Origin of the sequence: Citrobacter sp. SX206, from assembly GCF_024181025.1 — a bacterium.
In the GTDB taxonomy this organism is placed as follows: Bacteria; Pseudomonadota; Gammaproteobacteria; order Enterobacterales; family Enterobacteriaceae; genus Citrobacter; species Citrobacter youngae.
Window position 1 is genome coordinate 2,635,332 of record NZ_CP049738.1, and the last position, 15,124, is coordinate 2,650,455.

The 15,124-nt window shown below is 48.7% G+C and carries 15 protein-coding genes; 3 read left to right on the plus strand and 12 right to left on the minus strand.

Annotated elements, in window-relative coordinates:
- Positions 1 to 132: 132 nt before the first annotated feature.
- The 3 genes from G8S19_RS12930 to leuE all read right to left on the minus strand — a co-directional run bounded on the left by G8S19_RS12930 (position 133) and on the right by leuE (position 1,494).
- Positions 133 to 315: a DUF1869 domain-containing protein gene (locus tag G8S19_RS12930; protein WP_045441929.1), complete on the minus strand. Its 183-nt coding sequence runs from the start codon at positions 313 to 315 to the stop codon at positions 133 to 135.
- Positions 316 to 318: 3 nt separating this feature from the next.
- A complete protein-coding gene (yeaR, locus tag G8S19_RS12935) occupies positions 319 to 681 on the minus strand; it encodes a DUF1971 domain-containing protein YeaR (protein WP_045441926.1) in 363 nt (120 codons plus the stop codon).
- Between the two features lie 174 nt (positions 682 to 855).
- Positions 856 to 1,494, minus strand: coding sequence for a leucine efflux protein LeuE (gene leuE, locus G8S19_RS12940; protein WP_048212597.1), 639 nt, complete (start codon positions 1,492 to 1,494; stop codon positions 856 to 858).
- Between the two features lie 247 nt (positions 1,495 to 1,741).
- Here leuE and ycaC point away from each other — a divergent pair, with 247 nt between their 5' ends.
- The gene (gene ycaC / locus G8S19_RS12945; RefSeq protein WP_005120379.1) at positions 1,742 to 2,368 is read left to right on the plus strand and encodes an isochorismate family cysteine hydrolase YcaC; all 627 of its coding nucleotides are present in this window, start codon (positions 1,742 to 1,744) and stop codon (positions 2,366 to 2,368) included.
- 70 nt (positions 2,369 to 2,438) lie between these two features.
- Here ycaC and zinT read toward each other — a convergent pair whose 3' ends face one another.
- From zinT to G8S19_RS12975, 6 genes are all read right to left on the minus strand, one after another.
- Complete coding sequence (zinT, locus tag G8S19_RS12950; protein WP_172742784.1) at positions 2,439 to 3,083, minus strand: metal-binding protein ZinT; 645 nt, start codon at positions 3,081 to 3,083, stop codon at positions 2,439 to 2,441.
- 95 nt (positions 3,084 to 3,178) lie between these two features.
- Entirely contained in the window at positions 3,179 to 3,769 is a 591-nt protein-coding gene (locus tag G8S19_RS12955) for an ATP-binding cassette domain-containing protein (RefSeq protein WP_048211938.1), read from the minus strand.
- Positions 3,753 to 4,547: an ATP-binding cassette domain-containing protein gene (locus tag G8S19_RS12960; RefSeq protein WP_115643515.1), complete on the minus strand. Its 795-nt coding sequence runs from the start codon at positions 4,545 to 4,547 to the stop codon at positions 3,753 to 3,755. The genes G8S19_RS12955 and G8S19_RS12960 overlap by 17 nt, the downstream gene beginning before the upstream one ends.
- The gene (locus G8S19_RS12965) at positions 4,541 to 5,353 is read right to left on the minus strand and encodes an ABC transporter permease (RefSeq protein ID WP_116360191.1); all 813 of its coding nucleotides are present in this window, start codon (positions 5,351 to 5,353) and stop codon (positions 4,541 to 4,543) included. Before G8S19_RS12965 ends, G8S19_RS12960 begins: the two co-directional genes overlap by 7 nt.
- Positions 5,343 to 6,317 carry an ABC transporter permease gene (locus G8S19_RS12970; protein WP_061068819.1) on the minus strand — a complete coding sequence of 325 codons (975 nt, stop codon included), beginning with the start codon at positions 6,315 to 6,317 and terminating at the stop codon, positions 5,343 to 5,345. The genes G8S19_RS12965 and G8S19_RS12970 overlap by 11 nt, the downstream gene beginning before the upstream one ends.
- A complete protein-coding gene (locus G8S19_RS12975) occupies positions 6,317 to 7,903 on the minus strand; it encodes an ABC transporter substrate-binding protein (protein ID WP_048211941.1) in 1,587 nt (528 codons plus the stop codon). The genes G8S19_RS12970 and G8S19_RS12975 overlap by 1 nt, the downstream gene beginning before the upstream one ends.
- A gap of 432 nt (positions 7,904 to 8,335) precedes the next feature.
- On the opposite strand from G8S19_RS12975, the gene G8S19_RS12980 reads away from it, so the two are divergent.
- A complete protein-coding gene (locus G8S19_RS12980) occupies positions 8,336 to 10,423 on the plus strand; it encodes a TonB-dependent receptor (RefSeq protein ID WP_199969223.1) in 2,088 nt (695 codons plus the stop codon).
- Positions 10,424 to 10,525: 102 nt separating this feature from the next.
- Complete coding sequence (locus G8S19_RS12985) at positions 10,526 to 10,768, plus strand: helix-hairpin-helix domain-containing protein (protein ID WP_048211943.1); 243 nt, start codon at positions 10,526 to 10,528, stop codon at positions 10,766 to 10,768.
- Between the two features lie 37 nt (positions 10,769 to 10,805).
- Here the strand turns inward: G8S19_RS12985 and G8S19_RS12990 are convergent, their stop codons facing one another.
- The 3 genes from G8S19_RS12990 to icd all read right to left on the minus strand — a co-directional run bounded on the left by G8S19_RS12990 (position 10,806) and on the right by icd (position 15,114).
- The gene (locus G8S19_RS12990) at positions 10,806 to 12,734 is read right to left on the minus strand and encodes a bifunctional diguanylate cyclase/phosphodiesterase (RefSeq protein WP_253685275.1); all 1,929 of its coding nucleotides are present in this window, start codon (positions 12,732 to 12,734) and stop codon (positions 10,806 to 10,808) included.
- A 17-nt stretch (positions 12,735 to 12,751) separates the two neighbouring features.
- A complete protein-coding gene (locus G8S19_RS12995) occupies positions 12,752 to 13,246 on the minus strand; it encodes a molybdopterin-dependent oxidoreductase (protein ID WP_048211945.1) in 495 nt (164 codons plus the stop codon).
- Between the two features lie 617 nt (positions 13,247 to 13,863).
- Positions 13,864 to 15,114, minus strand: coding sequence for an NADP-dependent isocitrate dehydrogenase (gene icd, locus G8S19_RS13000; protein WP_003841892.1), 1,251 nt, complete (start codon positions 15,112 to 15,114; stop codon positions 13,864 to 13,866).
- Between the last annotated feature and the right edge of the window lie 10 nt (positions 15,115 to 15,124).

A 15,124-nucleotide genomic window follows, 5' to 3' on the forward strand; every position in this document is an offset into this window, starting at 1 on the left:
GTATTCTTAAGAAATCTTTTTCCGGATATTTCCAGGTTTAACACGGACAAAAAAACCGCACTGCGCCATCAAAACGCAGTGCGGTTTATAAATCAAAAACGAAAATATTCAATCAGAGGCAGAGGCTAACATCTACCAGCCGCAGACTTCGTGCTCATTCTCGGTATCGTATGAACGAACCGTATTGACCAGGTCTTTAACAACTTCAGCGGCGACATCCGGAATCAACAACGTCATCGGCGTTTCAGTTTCATAATCGACAGACACGCCATTGCTGTTATTGGTGACTGTAACGGTGTAGGTTGCTTTACCCATGATTTACTCCTTGCCGGTACGCACAACTTTTCGTTGATTTGCGCTCTCCATCAACACTTCGGGCGCCACGAAAAAGTCGATATTAAAGTAGGTATCGTCGGTCATTACTTCGATGTTATGCCATTTCTCCGGTGGAAAAACGCCGAACTGACCGGCTTCGATAATCATCACCTCTTCTGGCTCCGGGCTGTGTTCATCTGCAAATCCGAGATATTTGACCGCCCCCTGCATCACAGAAAGTCGAGGATAAACCCCGGCACGGGTACCCTTATCAAGGTGGCGTTCGAAAATTCCGGCAGGTGCAGTTTCTTTGTTCCAGAACGGCGTTGAGCGTGTATGAATATGATTCTGTGGAATTTGAAGCATTTTTCTTCCCTTTTCCAGTCGACAACCAGCGAGTCTTATTGAATCGCTGCTGTGAACAGGGTACGCTTCAAAATATATATTTAAAATACCATTTATTGGTTATAACAATCCCATTTTTCAATGAAGGGAACAGCTTAATACTGAAAGCCCGCCGTCAACAGCGGGCCAATAGCGTTACGACTGAAGCGTCGCCAGACGTGCGGCAAAACCGACAAAGATCAAGCCAATGAGGGAATTCCCAACTTTAGCCAGTTTTTTCTTCGTACGAATATACTGTGTCACAAACGCACCGGAGAAAATAAGGAAGCTCAGATAGAAAAAGCTCACTATTTCAAGCGTCATCGCCAAAATAAAGAACGACAACCCTGAGTGAGTCGCGTTGACATCAATAAACTGTACGAAGAACGATACATAAAACAGAATGGCTTTAGGATTCGTCAGACTCAAAATTAATGCACGTTTGAAAATCGCACCAAACGGAACTTCTTCTGGCGCAGCGTCGCTGGCTTTCGATTTCAGTGTGGCATACAGGATCTTCGCACCGAGATACAGCAGATAAAACGCGCCGAGATAACGAACAATATTGAACAATACGGGTGTTGTTTTGATAAGCGCAGCTACGCCAGCATAGGCCAGAAACATCAATACGGCATCACCGATAAACACACCGCTTGCTGCCAAATAACCACCCTTCACTCCACGACCGACGCTGTTCTTCAGCACAAATATCGTATTTGGCCCCGGTACCAGCACGATAAAAATAGCACCCACCAGATACGTCCAGTAATTCAGAACTCCATACTCTGCGAACACGTTAACCTCTTCCTGAAAAAACACATGCACTTGCTGCGAGACAATATGCTAACGAATGCGCCAGGGGATGGAAAGAGAAGCTTTAGAATATAGCATTCTGTTTCAGTCCGATTGCAACATCATTATTCGTTCCAGATTTGCAACGATGAAACCCACTTTTGCGCCTACCCAATGCCCCGTTTAGCCACTAATGTTTATCAGTAGATTCAGCCCGCAAGGCCCCCTCTCATCACATGGAGAAAGAAAAATGACTATTGCTTATAAACGTCTTGATAAAGATCAGGCTGCCGTACTACTGGTCGATCACCAAACGGGTTTACTTTCGCTGGTCCGTGACATCGATCCAGACAAGTTTAAAAACAACGTTCTGGCATTAGGCGATCTGGCGAAATATTTCAAACTCCCGACGATTCTGACCACCAGCTTTGAAACGGGTCCTAACGGTCCATTGGTTCCTGAGCTGAAAGAACTGTTCCCGGATGCCCCTTACATCGCACGTCCTGGCCAGATTAATGCCTGGGATAACGAAGATTTTGTTAACGCGATCAAAGCGACAGGCAAAAAGCAGCTAATTATTGCCGGGGTGGTGACCGAAGTCTGCGTCGCATTCCCTGCGCTTTCTGCCATTGAAGCCGGTTTCGACGTGTTTGTGGTCACTGATGCATCCGGTACGTTTAATCCGCTGACCCGTGATTCCGCATGGAATCGTATGTCGTCTGCCGGCGTACAATTAATGACGTGGTTCGGTCTGGCCTGCGAATTACACCGTGACTGGCGCAACGATATTGAAGGGCTGGGAACGTTGTTCTCCAACCATATTCCTGACTATCGCAACCTGATGACCAGCTACAACACGCTGACATCCGGGAAATAATGTTCCTGTCAGTGTAATACACAAAAACCCGCCAACATCGGCGGGTTTTTGTGAACAGTTTCAGTCGGGATTAATGGTGCAGCATTTCATCCACCACCTCTTCTCCCTTGAGCTGATAAGGGTAATAGGTTGGCCAGTTATCCATCTCTTCAAGCAAGGCAGCCTGCGAGGTATTACCCATAAAGATATGGAAGTGGCTCGATTTACGTGGCGCAATAATGTGATCGCTGAATTGCACGTATTTCGGCGCGTCGCTGCCAGCGTCTTTACACTCGAACAGATAACGCACACCTTTCTTGCCTGACGTATAGTTCAAAATTTTATATCCGGCATAATCATACTTACACGATGCCACCTTTTTACCGGTATGAAACTCCATTACGCCGTTTTCAATACCAATAGTGTCAACATCGGTCGCGTAGCCCTTGCGGTAATAGGCTTTAACCTGCTCTACCGTTTTGCTCTTGTCTTTCTCCGCTTTCTTTTTGAATACCGGATCCAGTTCGCCACTCACCAGATACGGATAGACAGACTGCCACATGCCATCCCAGTCGGCTAGCGTACGGTTCTGCACATTTTTGTCATCAAAAACGCCTTCTGCCGCCTTTTGTTCTATTTCGGTCATTGGTGCACCATGGGAATGGTGACCATGCGCCAGTACCTGGCTACTAACAAAAAGCATCCCCAGAACGACTGCCAATTTTTCCAAATGCATAGCCAAAATTTCACCCTCAAATCATTTGCGAGTGGAATGTTATAATATAACATATCAATTAAATCAATAGGCCAGCTGCAAGCCCTTGTCTCATTTCACGCTACAATGAGCTTGCTGGAACAAAGCTGATCAAGCAGGGCCTGCTGATGGCTGATAATCAGCATAGCCAATGGCCGACGCTGACATTCTTCAAGCAGCAGCGCCCAGATATCCCTTTGAATGGAAGGATCGAGCTGGGCGGTAATTTCATCGGCAATCAGAAAACGCGTACGCGGGTCGAGCGCCCGCAGTATGGCAATTCGCGCCAGCTCACCGCCCGAAAGTTGTCCGGGACGACGCGTTAACCACTCCGGCTTAATATGCAGTCGGGCAAGCGTTTCTGCATCTGGCCGCCATGCATCATGAACCGCATCACCGGTACTCCGTCTGGGGTTAAAGGTTAATTCCGGATGCTGCGGTACAAGCTGCACCGGACAATATTGATGGCGCGGCAACGGTTGGTCATCAACCAGAACGTCGCCGGACGTCGGCTTTTGCCACCCCGCAAGCACACGTCCCAGCGTTGTTTTTCCGGTTCCACTGGGTGCGCAAATCCCAATGCGCTCCCCTGGTGACAACGAGAACGAGAGATTTTGCCACAGTATTTTACCTCCCTGACGAATGAACACATCACGACAGCACAGCATACCGCTCTCCAAAAAGTTGATTTCTTTCGGGCAGCGCTCGCCATTGCCGTTTTAGATGTTCACTAATTTCACCGCGTAAAAGCTGTTCCCGGCTAACATTATCCGACACCGTTCCTTGATGCAGCGCGACAATGCGATCTGCGTGACGTGCAGCCAGAGTGAGATCATGTGTCACCCATAAAACGCCCGCGCCCCGCTCACACAGGCCGCGTAGCTGTTCCAGCAGTTGATTTGCCAGAGGCGCATCAAGCCAGGCGGTAATCTCATCAGCAAGAATATAACGAGCCTGGCTGAGTGCGGCATGACACGCCAGAATGCGTTTGGCCATTCCTCCCGAAAGCTGACGCGGGAAAGCCTCTAACACGGTGGTTTCCAGATGATGACGTTCGAGCAAGTGTTCAATTTGCCCTGCATTCCACGCCTGACCGGAAAGCTGGCTGGCTCTTCGTAAATGCTTTTCAATAGACAGCAGCGGATTCAGCGCCTGCACACCTTGCGGAACATAACTAAACGTACTGCCACGGCATGCCCTGATGTCATTGTTATCCAGCATTTTCCCATTAAGGGTGATATTGCCATGAAAGCGCAAATTTTCCGGCAACAGATCGAGTAAGCATTGCAGCAGCAGGCTCTTACCCTCACCACTGCCCCCCACTAACGCCACCATCTGGCCCGGCGCAACATCAAAGGAGACATCCTGCAGCAACGAGGACCATTTTTTTGCGCCGTACCAGCGATAACGCGCCACTTCCAGCGAAATCTGCCGCAAACTCAACATGCATCACCTCTCAACCATAAACGATGTACCGCCCGGGCAAATTGATCAAATAGCATCACAAGGAGAAATAGCATCAGCCCTGGAAACAGCACCAGCCACCAGTCGCCATGACTGATAAACCGCAGCGCATCTGCCAGCAACAGTCCCAGCGAAGGTTCGTGGGGTGCCAGCCCGAAGCCAAGGAAACTTAACGCTGCACTGTGCAATACCGCATGAGGGAACATCAGCAACGTTCCCGTTAACCACTGGGGCAATAGCGCAGGTAAATAGTGATGCCGCCAGCAGTAAAAGTGGCCATGTCCCAGTCGCCAGGTGAGTGTCAGGTAATCACTGTGGGCAACGCGTTCCGCTTCAGCACGTAAAATCAATGCCAGCCGCGGCCAGTGTGTGAGCGCAACCGCCATAATCACCCCGCTTTTCCCGCCGCCCAAGGTAAAACAGATCAAAATCAGCAGCAGAAGGTGCGGCATGGACAACATCGCATCGGTGATCAGACGCATGACGACATCCAGGCGTGGGTGCAGACGGGAAATCGCCGCCATCAGTAACGCAATGAATCCGCTGCACAGCGCCGCGCCAATACCGATTTGCAGGCTGGTTAGCGCCCCCTGAAAGCAACGAACCCACAGGTCGCGCCCCAGATTGTCGGTACCAAACCAGTACAGCGCATCAGGCGGAAGATGACGCACAAGAAGATTCACGTTCAACGGATTATCCAGCATAGCTGCGCCATATACTGCAATAAATAACAGGCCGCTCACGGATAGCAGAAGACGAACAAGCGTCGGCGTCGGGTTATAGAGCATCAGGTCGCTCCAGCGCGCGATTCAGAACATGGACAAACCAGGCAGAGAGAGAGTTACCAATAAACACCAGCACGGTACTGAACAAGACAATCCCCATCAGTAACGGCAGGTCACCGCGTAATCCGGCATCGATGGTAGCCTGCCCCAGCCCCGGATAGGCAAAAACTTTCTCAGCCAGCAACGCACCGCCCAACAGTTCGCCCAACGAGGCAAACTGTAGACATAGCGCTGGCGTGATGGCGTGTCGCAGAACCTGGTGACGCAACAGCGACCACCCCTTGTCACCCTGCGAACGCGCAAAACGAACAAATTCGCTTTTCATCACGCTGGCGATACTTTCCCGCGTGTGCAACGTAATTTGCCCCAGCCCCAGCAGGCTAAGTGCGCAAACAGGGAGAACCAAATGGCGCAGACGTTCAGTCAGCGTTGCCATATCGCTGTTATTTCCCGGTTCCCACGCACAACAGACCGGGAACAGCGGCCAGCGTACCGCAAATACTGCCAACAGCAGCATGCCAATCCAAAAGGTCGGTAAGGAAGAAAGCAGATAGCTAAGTCGGCAGATGGCTTTATCCGGCCAACGGTTCAGGTAGCGGCCGGCAACAAACCCCATTGTCGTTCCCAATAAACCGGAAACCAGCCACGCACCGCTCAGCAGCGCAAACGAGGTCGCAAACCGCTCCTTAATCACGCTGGCAACAGGGGCATTAAACAACATCGAGTAACCAAGGTCGCCCTGTAGCACGCGTAAGAACCAGTGGAAAAAACGCTCCCACAGGGGTTGATCCAGGCCCCAACGAGCAGCAATACGTGCATATTGCTCCGGCGGAACATGCAGCAAATCGTTGCCAATATAGGCCCGGATTGGATCGACCGGCGAAAAGCTGAGCAAGATGAAAGTGCCAGCCGCGACCAGCACTAACAACACTATCAGCCGTAATACATGGCCTAAAACAGACTTCATCAACGGCAGGTCCAGGTCCATTCGTCCAGATTATTGAGCAGTGACCAGCTACCGTGAATTTCCGGTGCACCTTTGCCCAGATCGATGCACGGATTCGCCAGATAGGTGTGCTGAATATTCAGCAGCCATGCCCATGCGGCATCCCCTTGTACGCCTGCGCCTTGTTTACCATCCCACTCAACCTGTTGCCAGAAAGGCAACGCTTTTTGCCAGTCTGGTGCATCAATGGCCTGCTTGAGATGTTGCTCGACCACCGGATTGCTGTAGTAGCCCGGGTTGTAATACTCCACACCCGCCGCCTGCCCGCTGTAGTGATGGAAAAGCTCCATCGGATCCAGGCTCCCCCAGCCGAACAACGTAGGATTAGCATGCATATGACGTTCAACGGTTTCCCAGCTACCCGACTGCAGCGAAATCTGAATACCCACTGGCTCCAGCATCGCACGTACGGCCTCGGCTAAATCCCGGCGCGTACTGTCGCCGCTGGCGTACCACAACGTCAGACGCGCCTCTTTACCGTCTTTCACCCGTACGCCGTCTTTGCCCACTTTCCAGCCGGCCTGATCCAGAATCGTCCGGGCTTTTTCAGCGTCGCCATCTTTGAATGCCACCGAAGTCCCCTGCCATGGCAACCCCTGAACCGCGCTATACGCGGGGATCGCATGCCCCTCCATAACCTGCCCGGCAAGCTGCTTACGGTCAATGGCGTAATTGATCGCACGCCTGATAGCAATATCGGCTGTAATATCGTTCCCAACCGGATAACCATTAGCATCTTTCTTCCCAGCCGGAACCATTGGGAAAACAATACCGCGGTTTTCTACACTGTCGCGAACCCACAGTTTTAAATTCTGCTGTGCGGGCGCCACCGCCATCGACGGCGCAATACGTACCAGTCCCAGTTGGCCACTACGCGCTGCGGCGTATGCGTTATCCTCATCGAGGAATACAAACACAAGCCGGTTGAAATCATTCTTCTTACCGGCATACCACGGGTTTGCTTCCACGATCAGTTGCTGCCCAGGTTGAAAGCTCACCAGGCGGTAAGGACCTGCGCCAATCGGATTTTTGGCAAATGTTTTTTCGTCATACTGTTTTGCCGGAACAATGCCTAACGAACCGAGCACGTTCACAAAAGTGCTCTGCGGATGGCTAAGCGTAATTTCTGCCGTGCGGTTGTCTATCACGCGGGCATGGGTGAAATTCCCCATGTCAATTTTCCCACCACTTTTTGCGGCTTTGTTATAGGTGAAGACCACATCTTCAGCCGTTAGCGGCGAACCATCAGAGAATTTGAGATCGGGCTTAAGCGTCAGCGTCCAGGTTTTGCCGTCGGCACTGGTCACCACTTTTTCCGTCAGCAGGTTTCCCCAGCTCATATCCGCATTTTGCTTTAACACAGGTGCATGCAACAACAGATAGCTGCCATGACTCCAGCCCAACATTGGGTCAAATCCCTCCGTCGGCTCGGGCCCAATGGCCAGTTTTAACGTCTGGCCTTCGTCTGCATTTTGCGCAGCGAGGAGTGGTGAGGTTAATGCGAGAGTCAGTGCGCACGTCAGCAGTGCCAGCTTGCCTTTAATCATTCTCTTATCCAGATTTACGTTATTTTTATCGCGTTTAACGAACAATTTACGTTAGACGGTCTCCTGGGGAAGGGATTATGGCGGACAGTAATGTCGAAAAAAATGATGCAGCGCAGAAAAGTATGACGATTTTTAAAAAACATCATACGACTTTCTAATACCCGGTACTTTCACCTCTCACTTCGCTGAAGTGCCTAAGCAAAATCACCGTATTTACTCGCCTTTATATTAAATAAGAAGCAATAGTTGCAGGAAAAACTATTCACCAGCTTCGGTTTTTACCTACCTCAAATTCATGACAATTTATGTATATTTATTAAAGAAAGACACAGTAAGTGACAAGTTATGTAAATATATAATGATAATTATTTGTATTATCATTTTCATCATTTATCTTACTGCCTTTGAATTTTTAACAAAGGAAGTTTGACTATGCGTTTAAAACCTGTTGCCTCTGTCGTTCTGTCCTGTATAGGGTTTATCAGCCCCTTTGTCTTCGCTGAAGACGTGATGGTAGTAACCGCTTCTGGTTACGAAAAAAAGATCACCAATGCGGCTGCCAGCGTTTCCGTTATTTCACAGCAAGAGTTACAAACCAATAAATATAACGATTTAGGTGAAGCTCTGCGTTCTGTGGAAGGTGTGGATGTCGAAAGTAGCACGGGTAAAACCGGCGGTCTGGAAATTAGCATCCGTGGTATGCCCGCCAGCTATACCCTGCTCTTGATTGACGGTATCCGTCAAAATGGAAGCAGCGACGTGACACCGAACGGCTTTTCAGCCATGAACACCAGCTTTATGCCTCCACTGGCGGCAATCGACCATATTGAAGTGATCCGCGGTCCGATGTCGACGTTATACGGTTCCGATGCCATTGGCGGCGTCGTCAATATCATCACCAAAAAGAGCACCGATAAATGGAGCACGTCCATTAATACCGGCGTTAACCTGCAAGAAAGTAATAAATGGGGTAACAGCACTGTCGCCAACTTCTGGTCAAGCGGCCCATTGATCGCCGGTGTACTGGATATGCAAGTTCGCGGCAGCACCACGCAGCGTCAAGGCTCCAGTGTCACTTCGCTGAGCGATACCTCTTCCACCCGCGTGCCGTATCCTACGGAATCTGAGAATTACAATATCGGCACTCGCCTGGACTGGAAAACCAGTGACAGCAATACGTTGTGGCTGGATCTCGATTCCGCCAGACAACGCTACGATAACGATGATGGACAGCTTGGCAATCTGACCGGCGGATATGATAAGACGCTGCGTTATGAGCGTAACAAAGTGACGCTCGGCCACGATACCGCATTAACATTTGGTACCTGGAAATCCTCTGTAGGCTGGAATGAAACCGAGAACAAAGGCCGCCAGTTGGTCTCCTCGGCACTGACACCAGAGAACGCGAGCCGAGCCGGCGACGCACGTGAACTGAAGAACACCAACGTTATTTTGGATTCCATGCTGCTGACGCCGTTAGGTGACTCGCACCTGTTGACTATCGGGGGAGAATACTGGGATGCCCGCATGAAGGATGGTGTCGTGCTGGCCAATACCGGCGAGACATTCCACCAGAAAACATGGTCGGCCTATGCTGAAGATGAATGGCATATACTCGATTCTCTGGCCTTAACCGTGGGGACTCGCTATGAACATAATGACGTCTTTGGCGGGCACCTCAGCCCACGTGCCTATATGGTCTGGGACGTATCCGATGAGTGGACCCTCAAAGGCGGCGTCACAACGGGTTATAAAGCGCCATCGCTCAGCCAACTTCATAATGGCATCAGTGGCGTAACGGCACAGGGGACGGTCAATACCGTCGGGAACCCGAACCTTAAACCTGAAGAAAGTACCAGTTACGAAACCGGGCTTTACTATGAGAATGACGCTGGGCTGAACGCCAACGTCACGGGTTTCTATACCGAATACAAAAATAAAATCGTTTCGTATTCTATCGATGATAATACCAACAGCTACACCAACAGCGGTAAAGCAAGAACCGATGGTATCGAGTTTGCCAGTACATTCCCGCTATGGTCGGACTCGCTGAGTTTATCTCTCAACTACACCTATACCCAGAGCAAGCAAAAAGATGGCGAGAATAAAGGCGCGCCACTGAGTTATACCCCGAAACACATGGCGAACGCCCGTCTGAACTGGCAGGCAACGGAAGATATGAACGCCTGGCTGAGCGCTCGCTACCGCGGTAAGGCTCCACGCTATACGGAGAATTACGACAACCTCAGCGCCGTCCAAAAGGCGGTGTATGACGACAAAGGTGCAAATTTAAAAGCCTGGACCGTTCTGGACATGGGGATGTCTTATAAACTGACCAAAGAACTGACGCTGAATACGGCGGTGAACAACGTGCTGGATAAAGACTTTAGTGACGTCACGCTGTATCAGGTTGGCCGCAATAGTACTTATGCAGGCGACTACTATCAGACTGCACAATCCACGACCGGATACGTCAACCCGGGCCGTAACTACTGGGTATCCTTAAACTACCAGTTCTAGTTTTGCTTACCTCTGTTGGCCAGGCTATAACTGATAGCCTGGCCGCTATCAGCGTGTATTCGTAAGCGGATTGTCAGTATTGCGCATACGTAAGGAGAGACAATGCCCTTTTCAACCACTGAGCGTCAGGCACTTCTGTCATTAAAAGGCGTTGGCCCCAAAGTCATCGAGCGGCTTGAGCAACTTGGTTTCCACTCGCTTGCCGATCTTAAAAACTCTACTGTCGACGATATTACCCAGCAAGCGGCGTCAATGGTCGGCTCGACATGCTGGAAAAACAGTCCGCAAGCGAAAGCGGCAATTGCCAACGTCTTAGCGCTGGCAAGTACGTTGTCGTTACGCTGATTTAGCATATCGCCAGGGCACGAGGAACGGGCGTTATTTAACCGTTTCTGATTTTCCCATTGATACCCGGCTGCGGTTTACCAAACAGATACCCTTGCGCGAAATCGCAGCCCAAAGCCTGAAGGCTCGCCAGCTGTTCCTCTGTTTCGACACCTTCTGCAACAGCTTTCATATTCAGCGATTTCGCCATACCAGTAATAAGCCTGATGATATTAAGGGCGTCTTCCTGCGTAGATATCGAATGCACAAAGGACTTGTCTATTTTGATTTTATCGAAAGCAAGCCGACTCAGTCGCGAAAGAGAAGAGTATCCGGTACCAAAATCATCGATGGAGATTTTTACCCCCAGAGCTCTGAGCTTGTTAAGCGTATTCATCGGCGTATTGCTCTCCGTAAAGAGAGAGGATTCCGTCACTTCCAGCTCGAGACGGTCTGCCGGAAGTCCGGTTTCTTTCAGAATGGACAGCACGATTCCGGCAAAGGCCTTGCTGCTTAGCTGGACAGGTGAAACATTGACTGAAATTTTAACCGGTACGGTCCAGGACGCTGCTTCCCTGCATGCAATTTCAAGCACAGATTTTCCCATCTCGTTAATCATTCCTGTTTTTTCTGCAACAGGAATAAAACTATCCGGCGACAGAAGCCCTTTTAGAGGATGTATCCAACGAATAAGGGCTTCATAGCTGTAAATTTCCTGGCTGAAAGAATCGACAATAGGCTGATAATAAACCACGAATTCTTTATTCACTATGGCCATTGCCATATCATGCTCAAGAGTTCTGCTTTCTTGCAGCTTTTCTAACATCCGCTGTCGGAAGACTTTTATTTTACCCGAGCCTTCATTTTTCGCTTCATAAAGCGCCAGATCGGCAAATTTATAAAGATAGTCGGAACGGCGTTCAGTTTCAGAGATAACAATACCAACACAAGTGGTTATATTTATAATTGCGTTATAAATAGTGTAGGGTTGGTTGATAAAATCACATATTTTTTGGGCTCGGGAAACAGCATGACTCTCTGTCAGACCGCTCGAAAGAAAAGCAAACTCATCGCCGCCTAAACGATATAGCGTGTCGGAACCCTGGCTCATAGAAATCAAACGATGGGATATCTGACGTAATAACATATCACCGGCATCATGGCCATACGTATCATTTACCTCTTTGAATCGATCTAAATCGAACAACATCACCGTCACAGAGCCATTGTTTTTTTCTGCCATCTCGATGGTTTTATTTAAATCCCCCCAGAATAACTGGCGATTGTTCATCTCGGTGAGAGAGTCGTGATAGACGTCATACTCCAGTTTTGCATTCTGGATCTGCAGTTTTTCTTTAGATTCCTGAAGTTCCTCAGCAAGGCACTTAACCTGGAGATGTGCTCTCAAAATGTTTCTGTTCTGAAAAAAAATCAGAACCCCCAGTATCGCACTCAATATTATAAGCAATACTGAAATAGCTGAATAAATATAATACAGGGTTTGAATGTTAATATTTGTATTATTAATCGAGCTAACATCTTTATCTAACGCACCGGATGAAAGACGGGCTAGCGGTGCATCAAGCGCATGCATTTCTTTCAGGTATGCCTTGAGTTCTGAACGATTCATTTTCTCAAGATGAACATCCAGATAATTAAGCATTTTTTCAAGCTGTATAGCCAGTTCATAATGCGCTTGATTGCTCTCTATATAATGCCCTAAATCACCTTCCTTTATTAAATCGCTCTGGCTGAGCATAATATCGAGACGCAGGCGCACAGCATCGAGCGTCATCGTATCATCACTAATGTAGAGACCAAGCCACGATTCAAATCGGTAATATTCTGATACCATTTGAACAGCAGACCATGAATCGGTGTAGTGAGTCAGTTTCTGTAGTTCTTGTTGTCTTTCGTGCACAAGGAAAGATATATATCCGGTAGATATAAAAAGGAAGAATATAATGCCAGCCAGTATTCTGTTCATGATGGTCCTCTGAACCCCTACTCAATTTTCATTGAGCTGACCTGCCATGCTGACCTTGAATAAAAAATCTGATTATTCAGTTCAGGAATGCTGTCATAGGGATACACGATGAATAGTGGGCCTTTATCACGGATGCGCATATATTCTCCGTTGATTTTTAGAGCAAGAATAACATTATATTTTTTGAAATCACTGAGTGGGATAACGGTGGTGTAGTCATTGAGCGCAGTGACTTTAACAACAGAACCTTTTGCCCCGACATAATCCATGAGCTTTTGCAGCGAGATACCCGTAAAGGTAGTGCGTCCATTATACCAGGGTGAGGAGGTCTGGAAACTTACCGTGCCCAGATTCTCGAGACTGGCGATATCAAAAATGGCTTTCCCGTCTTCATTGGTATTTTCTATATTACCGGACACTGTTAAAAGGACTTTACCGACAGGTTTGGAAAGTTCACCGGCCCAGACCTGGGTAGTGACGACAAAGCTTAACAACATGACAATTAACCGCATTCTAACCTCACCAATCTATCGAATGTAAGAGAATTATAATTTAGTTATTATGCTATTTACACATGCTGCCCAGCGATTATTGATACTGTAAGCTTCCCCATCTTTTAGCCCATTAAAATCAAAGAGTTAATCTAAATTTATTTTTTGACATTGCTTAAAAAAGGCCATTACTGTTATTTGCGACACAGTAAATTTCGCTACCACCGTACAAAAAATAAGCTGCCTGTTTAAGTAGTAAAAATAAACACACATAAATATAAAGGTCTATTTTTTCAGGCAACAGCAGGATATTGTTTTTCCGGCAGAGGGTTTCACGCCTCTCATCGAATGAGTGCTGTGCAATGAATCACCAGAACCTGGTTTTGCAGCTCATCTATAAAAAATATGATTGCTTGTCGGGTCGAGATATCCTGGCAAGAACCGCGTCATTGAGCTTACAGACCAGACGTAAATATCAATTTGTGTTCGCCAACACTAATCACAAATACCATGAGGGTAAAAAATACAAATCTGGCGTAGAGCCCCGGCAGGTTTAAAGCGGTTTTAATCGCCACCGAATTCCATTGAAAAAAAACGGGAACCCCCGGTTCCCGTTCTCACACAACCCAGAATCTGGATTACATGTTTTCGATGATCGCGTCACCAAACTCTGAACATTTCAGCAGCTTAGCGCCATCCATCAGACGTTCGAAGTCATAGGTTACGGTTTTCGCGTTAATCGCGCCTTCCATACCTTTAACGATCAGGTCAGCCGCTTCGGTCCAACCCATGTGGCGCAGCATCATTTCTGCAGACAGGATGATGGAACCTGGGTTCACTTTATCCTGGCCTGCGTACTTCGGTGCAGTACCGTGGGTTGCTTCAAACAGCGCACATTCGTCACCAATGTTGGCACCCGGTGCGATACCAATACCGCCAACCTGTGCTGCCAGCGCATCGGAGATGTAGTCACCGTTCAGGTTCATACACGCGATAACATCGTACTCAGCGGGACGCAGCAGGATCTGTTGCAGGAACGCATCGGCGATAACGTCCTTAACCACGATCTCTTTACCAGTTTTCGGGTTCTTGATTTTAACCCACGGACCGCCATCAATCAGTTCACCACCGAACTCTTCACGCGCCAACTGGTAACCCCAGTCTTTGAACGCGCCTTCGGTGAATTTCATAATGTTACCTTTATGAACCAGGGTAACAGAATCACGATCGTTAGCGATGGCGTACTCAATCGCTGCACGAACCAGACGCTTGGTCCCTTCTTCGGAACACGGCTTGATACCGATACCGCAATGTTCCGGGAAGCGGATTTTCTTCACGCCCATCTCTTCGCGCAGGAATTTAATCACTTTCTCAGCATCAGCGGAGTCCGCTTTCCACTCAATCCCCGCATAGATATCTTCTGAGTTTTCACGGAAGATGACCATGTCGGTCAGTTCTGGGTGTTTAACCGGGCTAGGCGTACCCTGGTAATAACGCACCGGACGCAGGCAGACATACAGGTCAAGTTCCTGACGCAGGGCAACGTTCAGAGAGCGAATACCGCCGCCAACTGGAGTGGTCAGTGGGCCTTTGATGGCAACACGATATTCACGAATAAGATCAAGGGTTTCAGCAGGCAGCCAGACGTCCTGGCCATAAACCTGAGTGGATTTCTCACCGGTGTAGATTTCCATCCAGGAGATTTTACGCTCGCCTTTATAGGCTTTCTCGACAGCAGCATCGACAACTTTGATCATCGGTGGGGTTACATCAACGCCGATACCGTCGCCTTCAATGAACGGGATAATCGGATTTTCAGGAACGTTGAGTTTGCCGTTTTGCAGGGTGATCTTCTTACCTTCCGCCGGAACAACTACTTTGCTTTCCATTCACCTCTCC

What these genes read in the sequence shown, in the direction of transcription:
- G8S19_RS12970 (WP_061068819.1), bottom strand. Translation starts at nt 6,317, where the DNA reads ATGAAGTCTGTTTTAGGCCATGTATTACGGCTGATAGTGTTGTTAGTG.
- G8S19_RS12985 (WP_048211943.1), top strand. Translation starts at nt 10,526, where the DNA reads ATGCCCTTTTCAACCACTGAGCGTCAGGCACTTCTGTCATTAAAAGGC.
- icd (WP_003841892.1), bottom strand. Translation starts at nt 15,114, where the DNA reads ATGGAAAGCAAAGTAGTTGTTCCGGCGGAAGGTAAGAAGATCACCCTG.
- G8S19_RS12990 (WP_253685275.1), bottom strand. Translation starts at nt 12,734, where the DNA reads ATGAACAGAATACTGGCTGGCATTATATTCTTCCTTTTTATATCTACC.
- G8S19_RS12930 (WP_045441929.1), bottom strand. Translation starts at nt 315, where the DNA reads ATGGGTAAAGCAACCTACACCGTTACAGTCACCAATAACAGCAATGGC.
- G8S19_RS12965 (WP_116360191.1), bottom strand. Translation starts at nt 5,353, where the DNA reads ATGCTCTATAACCCGACGCCGACGCTTGTTCGTCTTCTGCTATCCGTG.
- ycaC (WP_005120379.1), top strand. Translation starts at nt 1,742, where the DNA reads ATGACTATTGCTTATAAACGTCTTGATAAAGATCAGGCTGCCGTACTA.
- G8S19_RS12975 (WP_048211941.1), bottom strand. Translation starts at nt 7,903, where the DNA reads ATGATTAAAGGCAAGCTGGCACTGCTGACGTGCGCACTGACTCTCGCA.
- G8S19_RS12995 (WP_048211945.1), bottom strand. Translation starts at nt 13,246, where the DNA reads ATGCGGTTAATTGTCATGTTGTTAAGCTTTGTCGTCACTACCCAGGTC.
- G8S19_RS12955 (WP_048211938.1), bottom strand. Translation starts at nt 3,769, where the DNA reads ATGCTGTGCTGTCGTGATGTGTTCATTCGTCAGGGAGGTAAAATACTG.
- G8S19_RS12960 (WP_115643515.1), bottom strand. Translation starts at nt 4,547, where the DNA reads ATGTTGAGTTTGCGGCAGATTTCGCTGGAAGTGGCGCGTTATCGCTGG.
- zinT (WP_172742784.1), bottom strand. Translation starts at nt 3,083, where the DNA reads ATGCATTTGGAAAAATTGGCAGTCGTTCTGGGGATGCTTTTTGTTAGT.
- G8S19_RS12980 (WP_199969223.1), top strand. Translation starts at nt 8,336, where the DNA reads ATGCGTTTAAAACCTGTTGCCTCTGTCGTTCTGTCCTGTATAGGGTTT.
- yeaR (WP_045441926.1), bottom strand. Translation starts at nt 681, where the DNA reads ATGCTTCAAATTCCACAGAATCATATTCATACACGCTCAACGCCGTTC.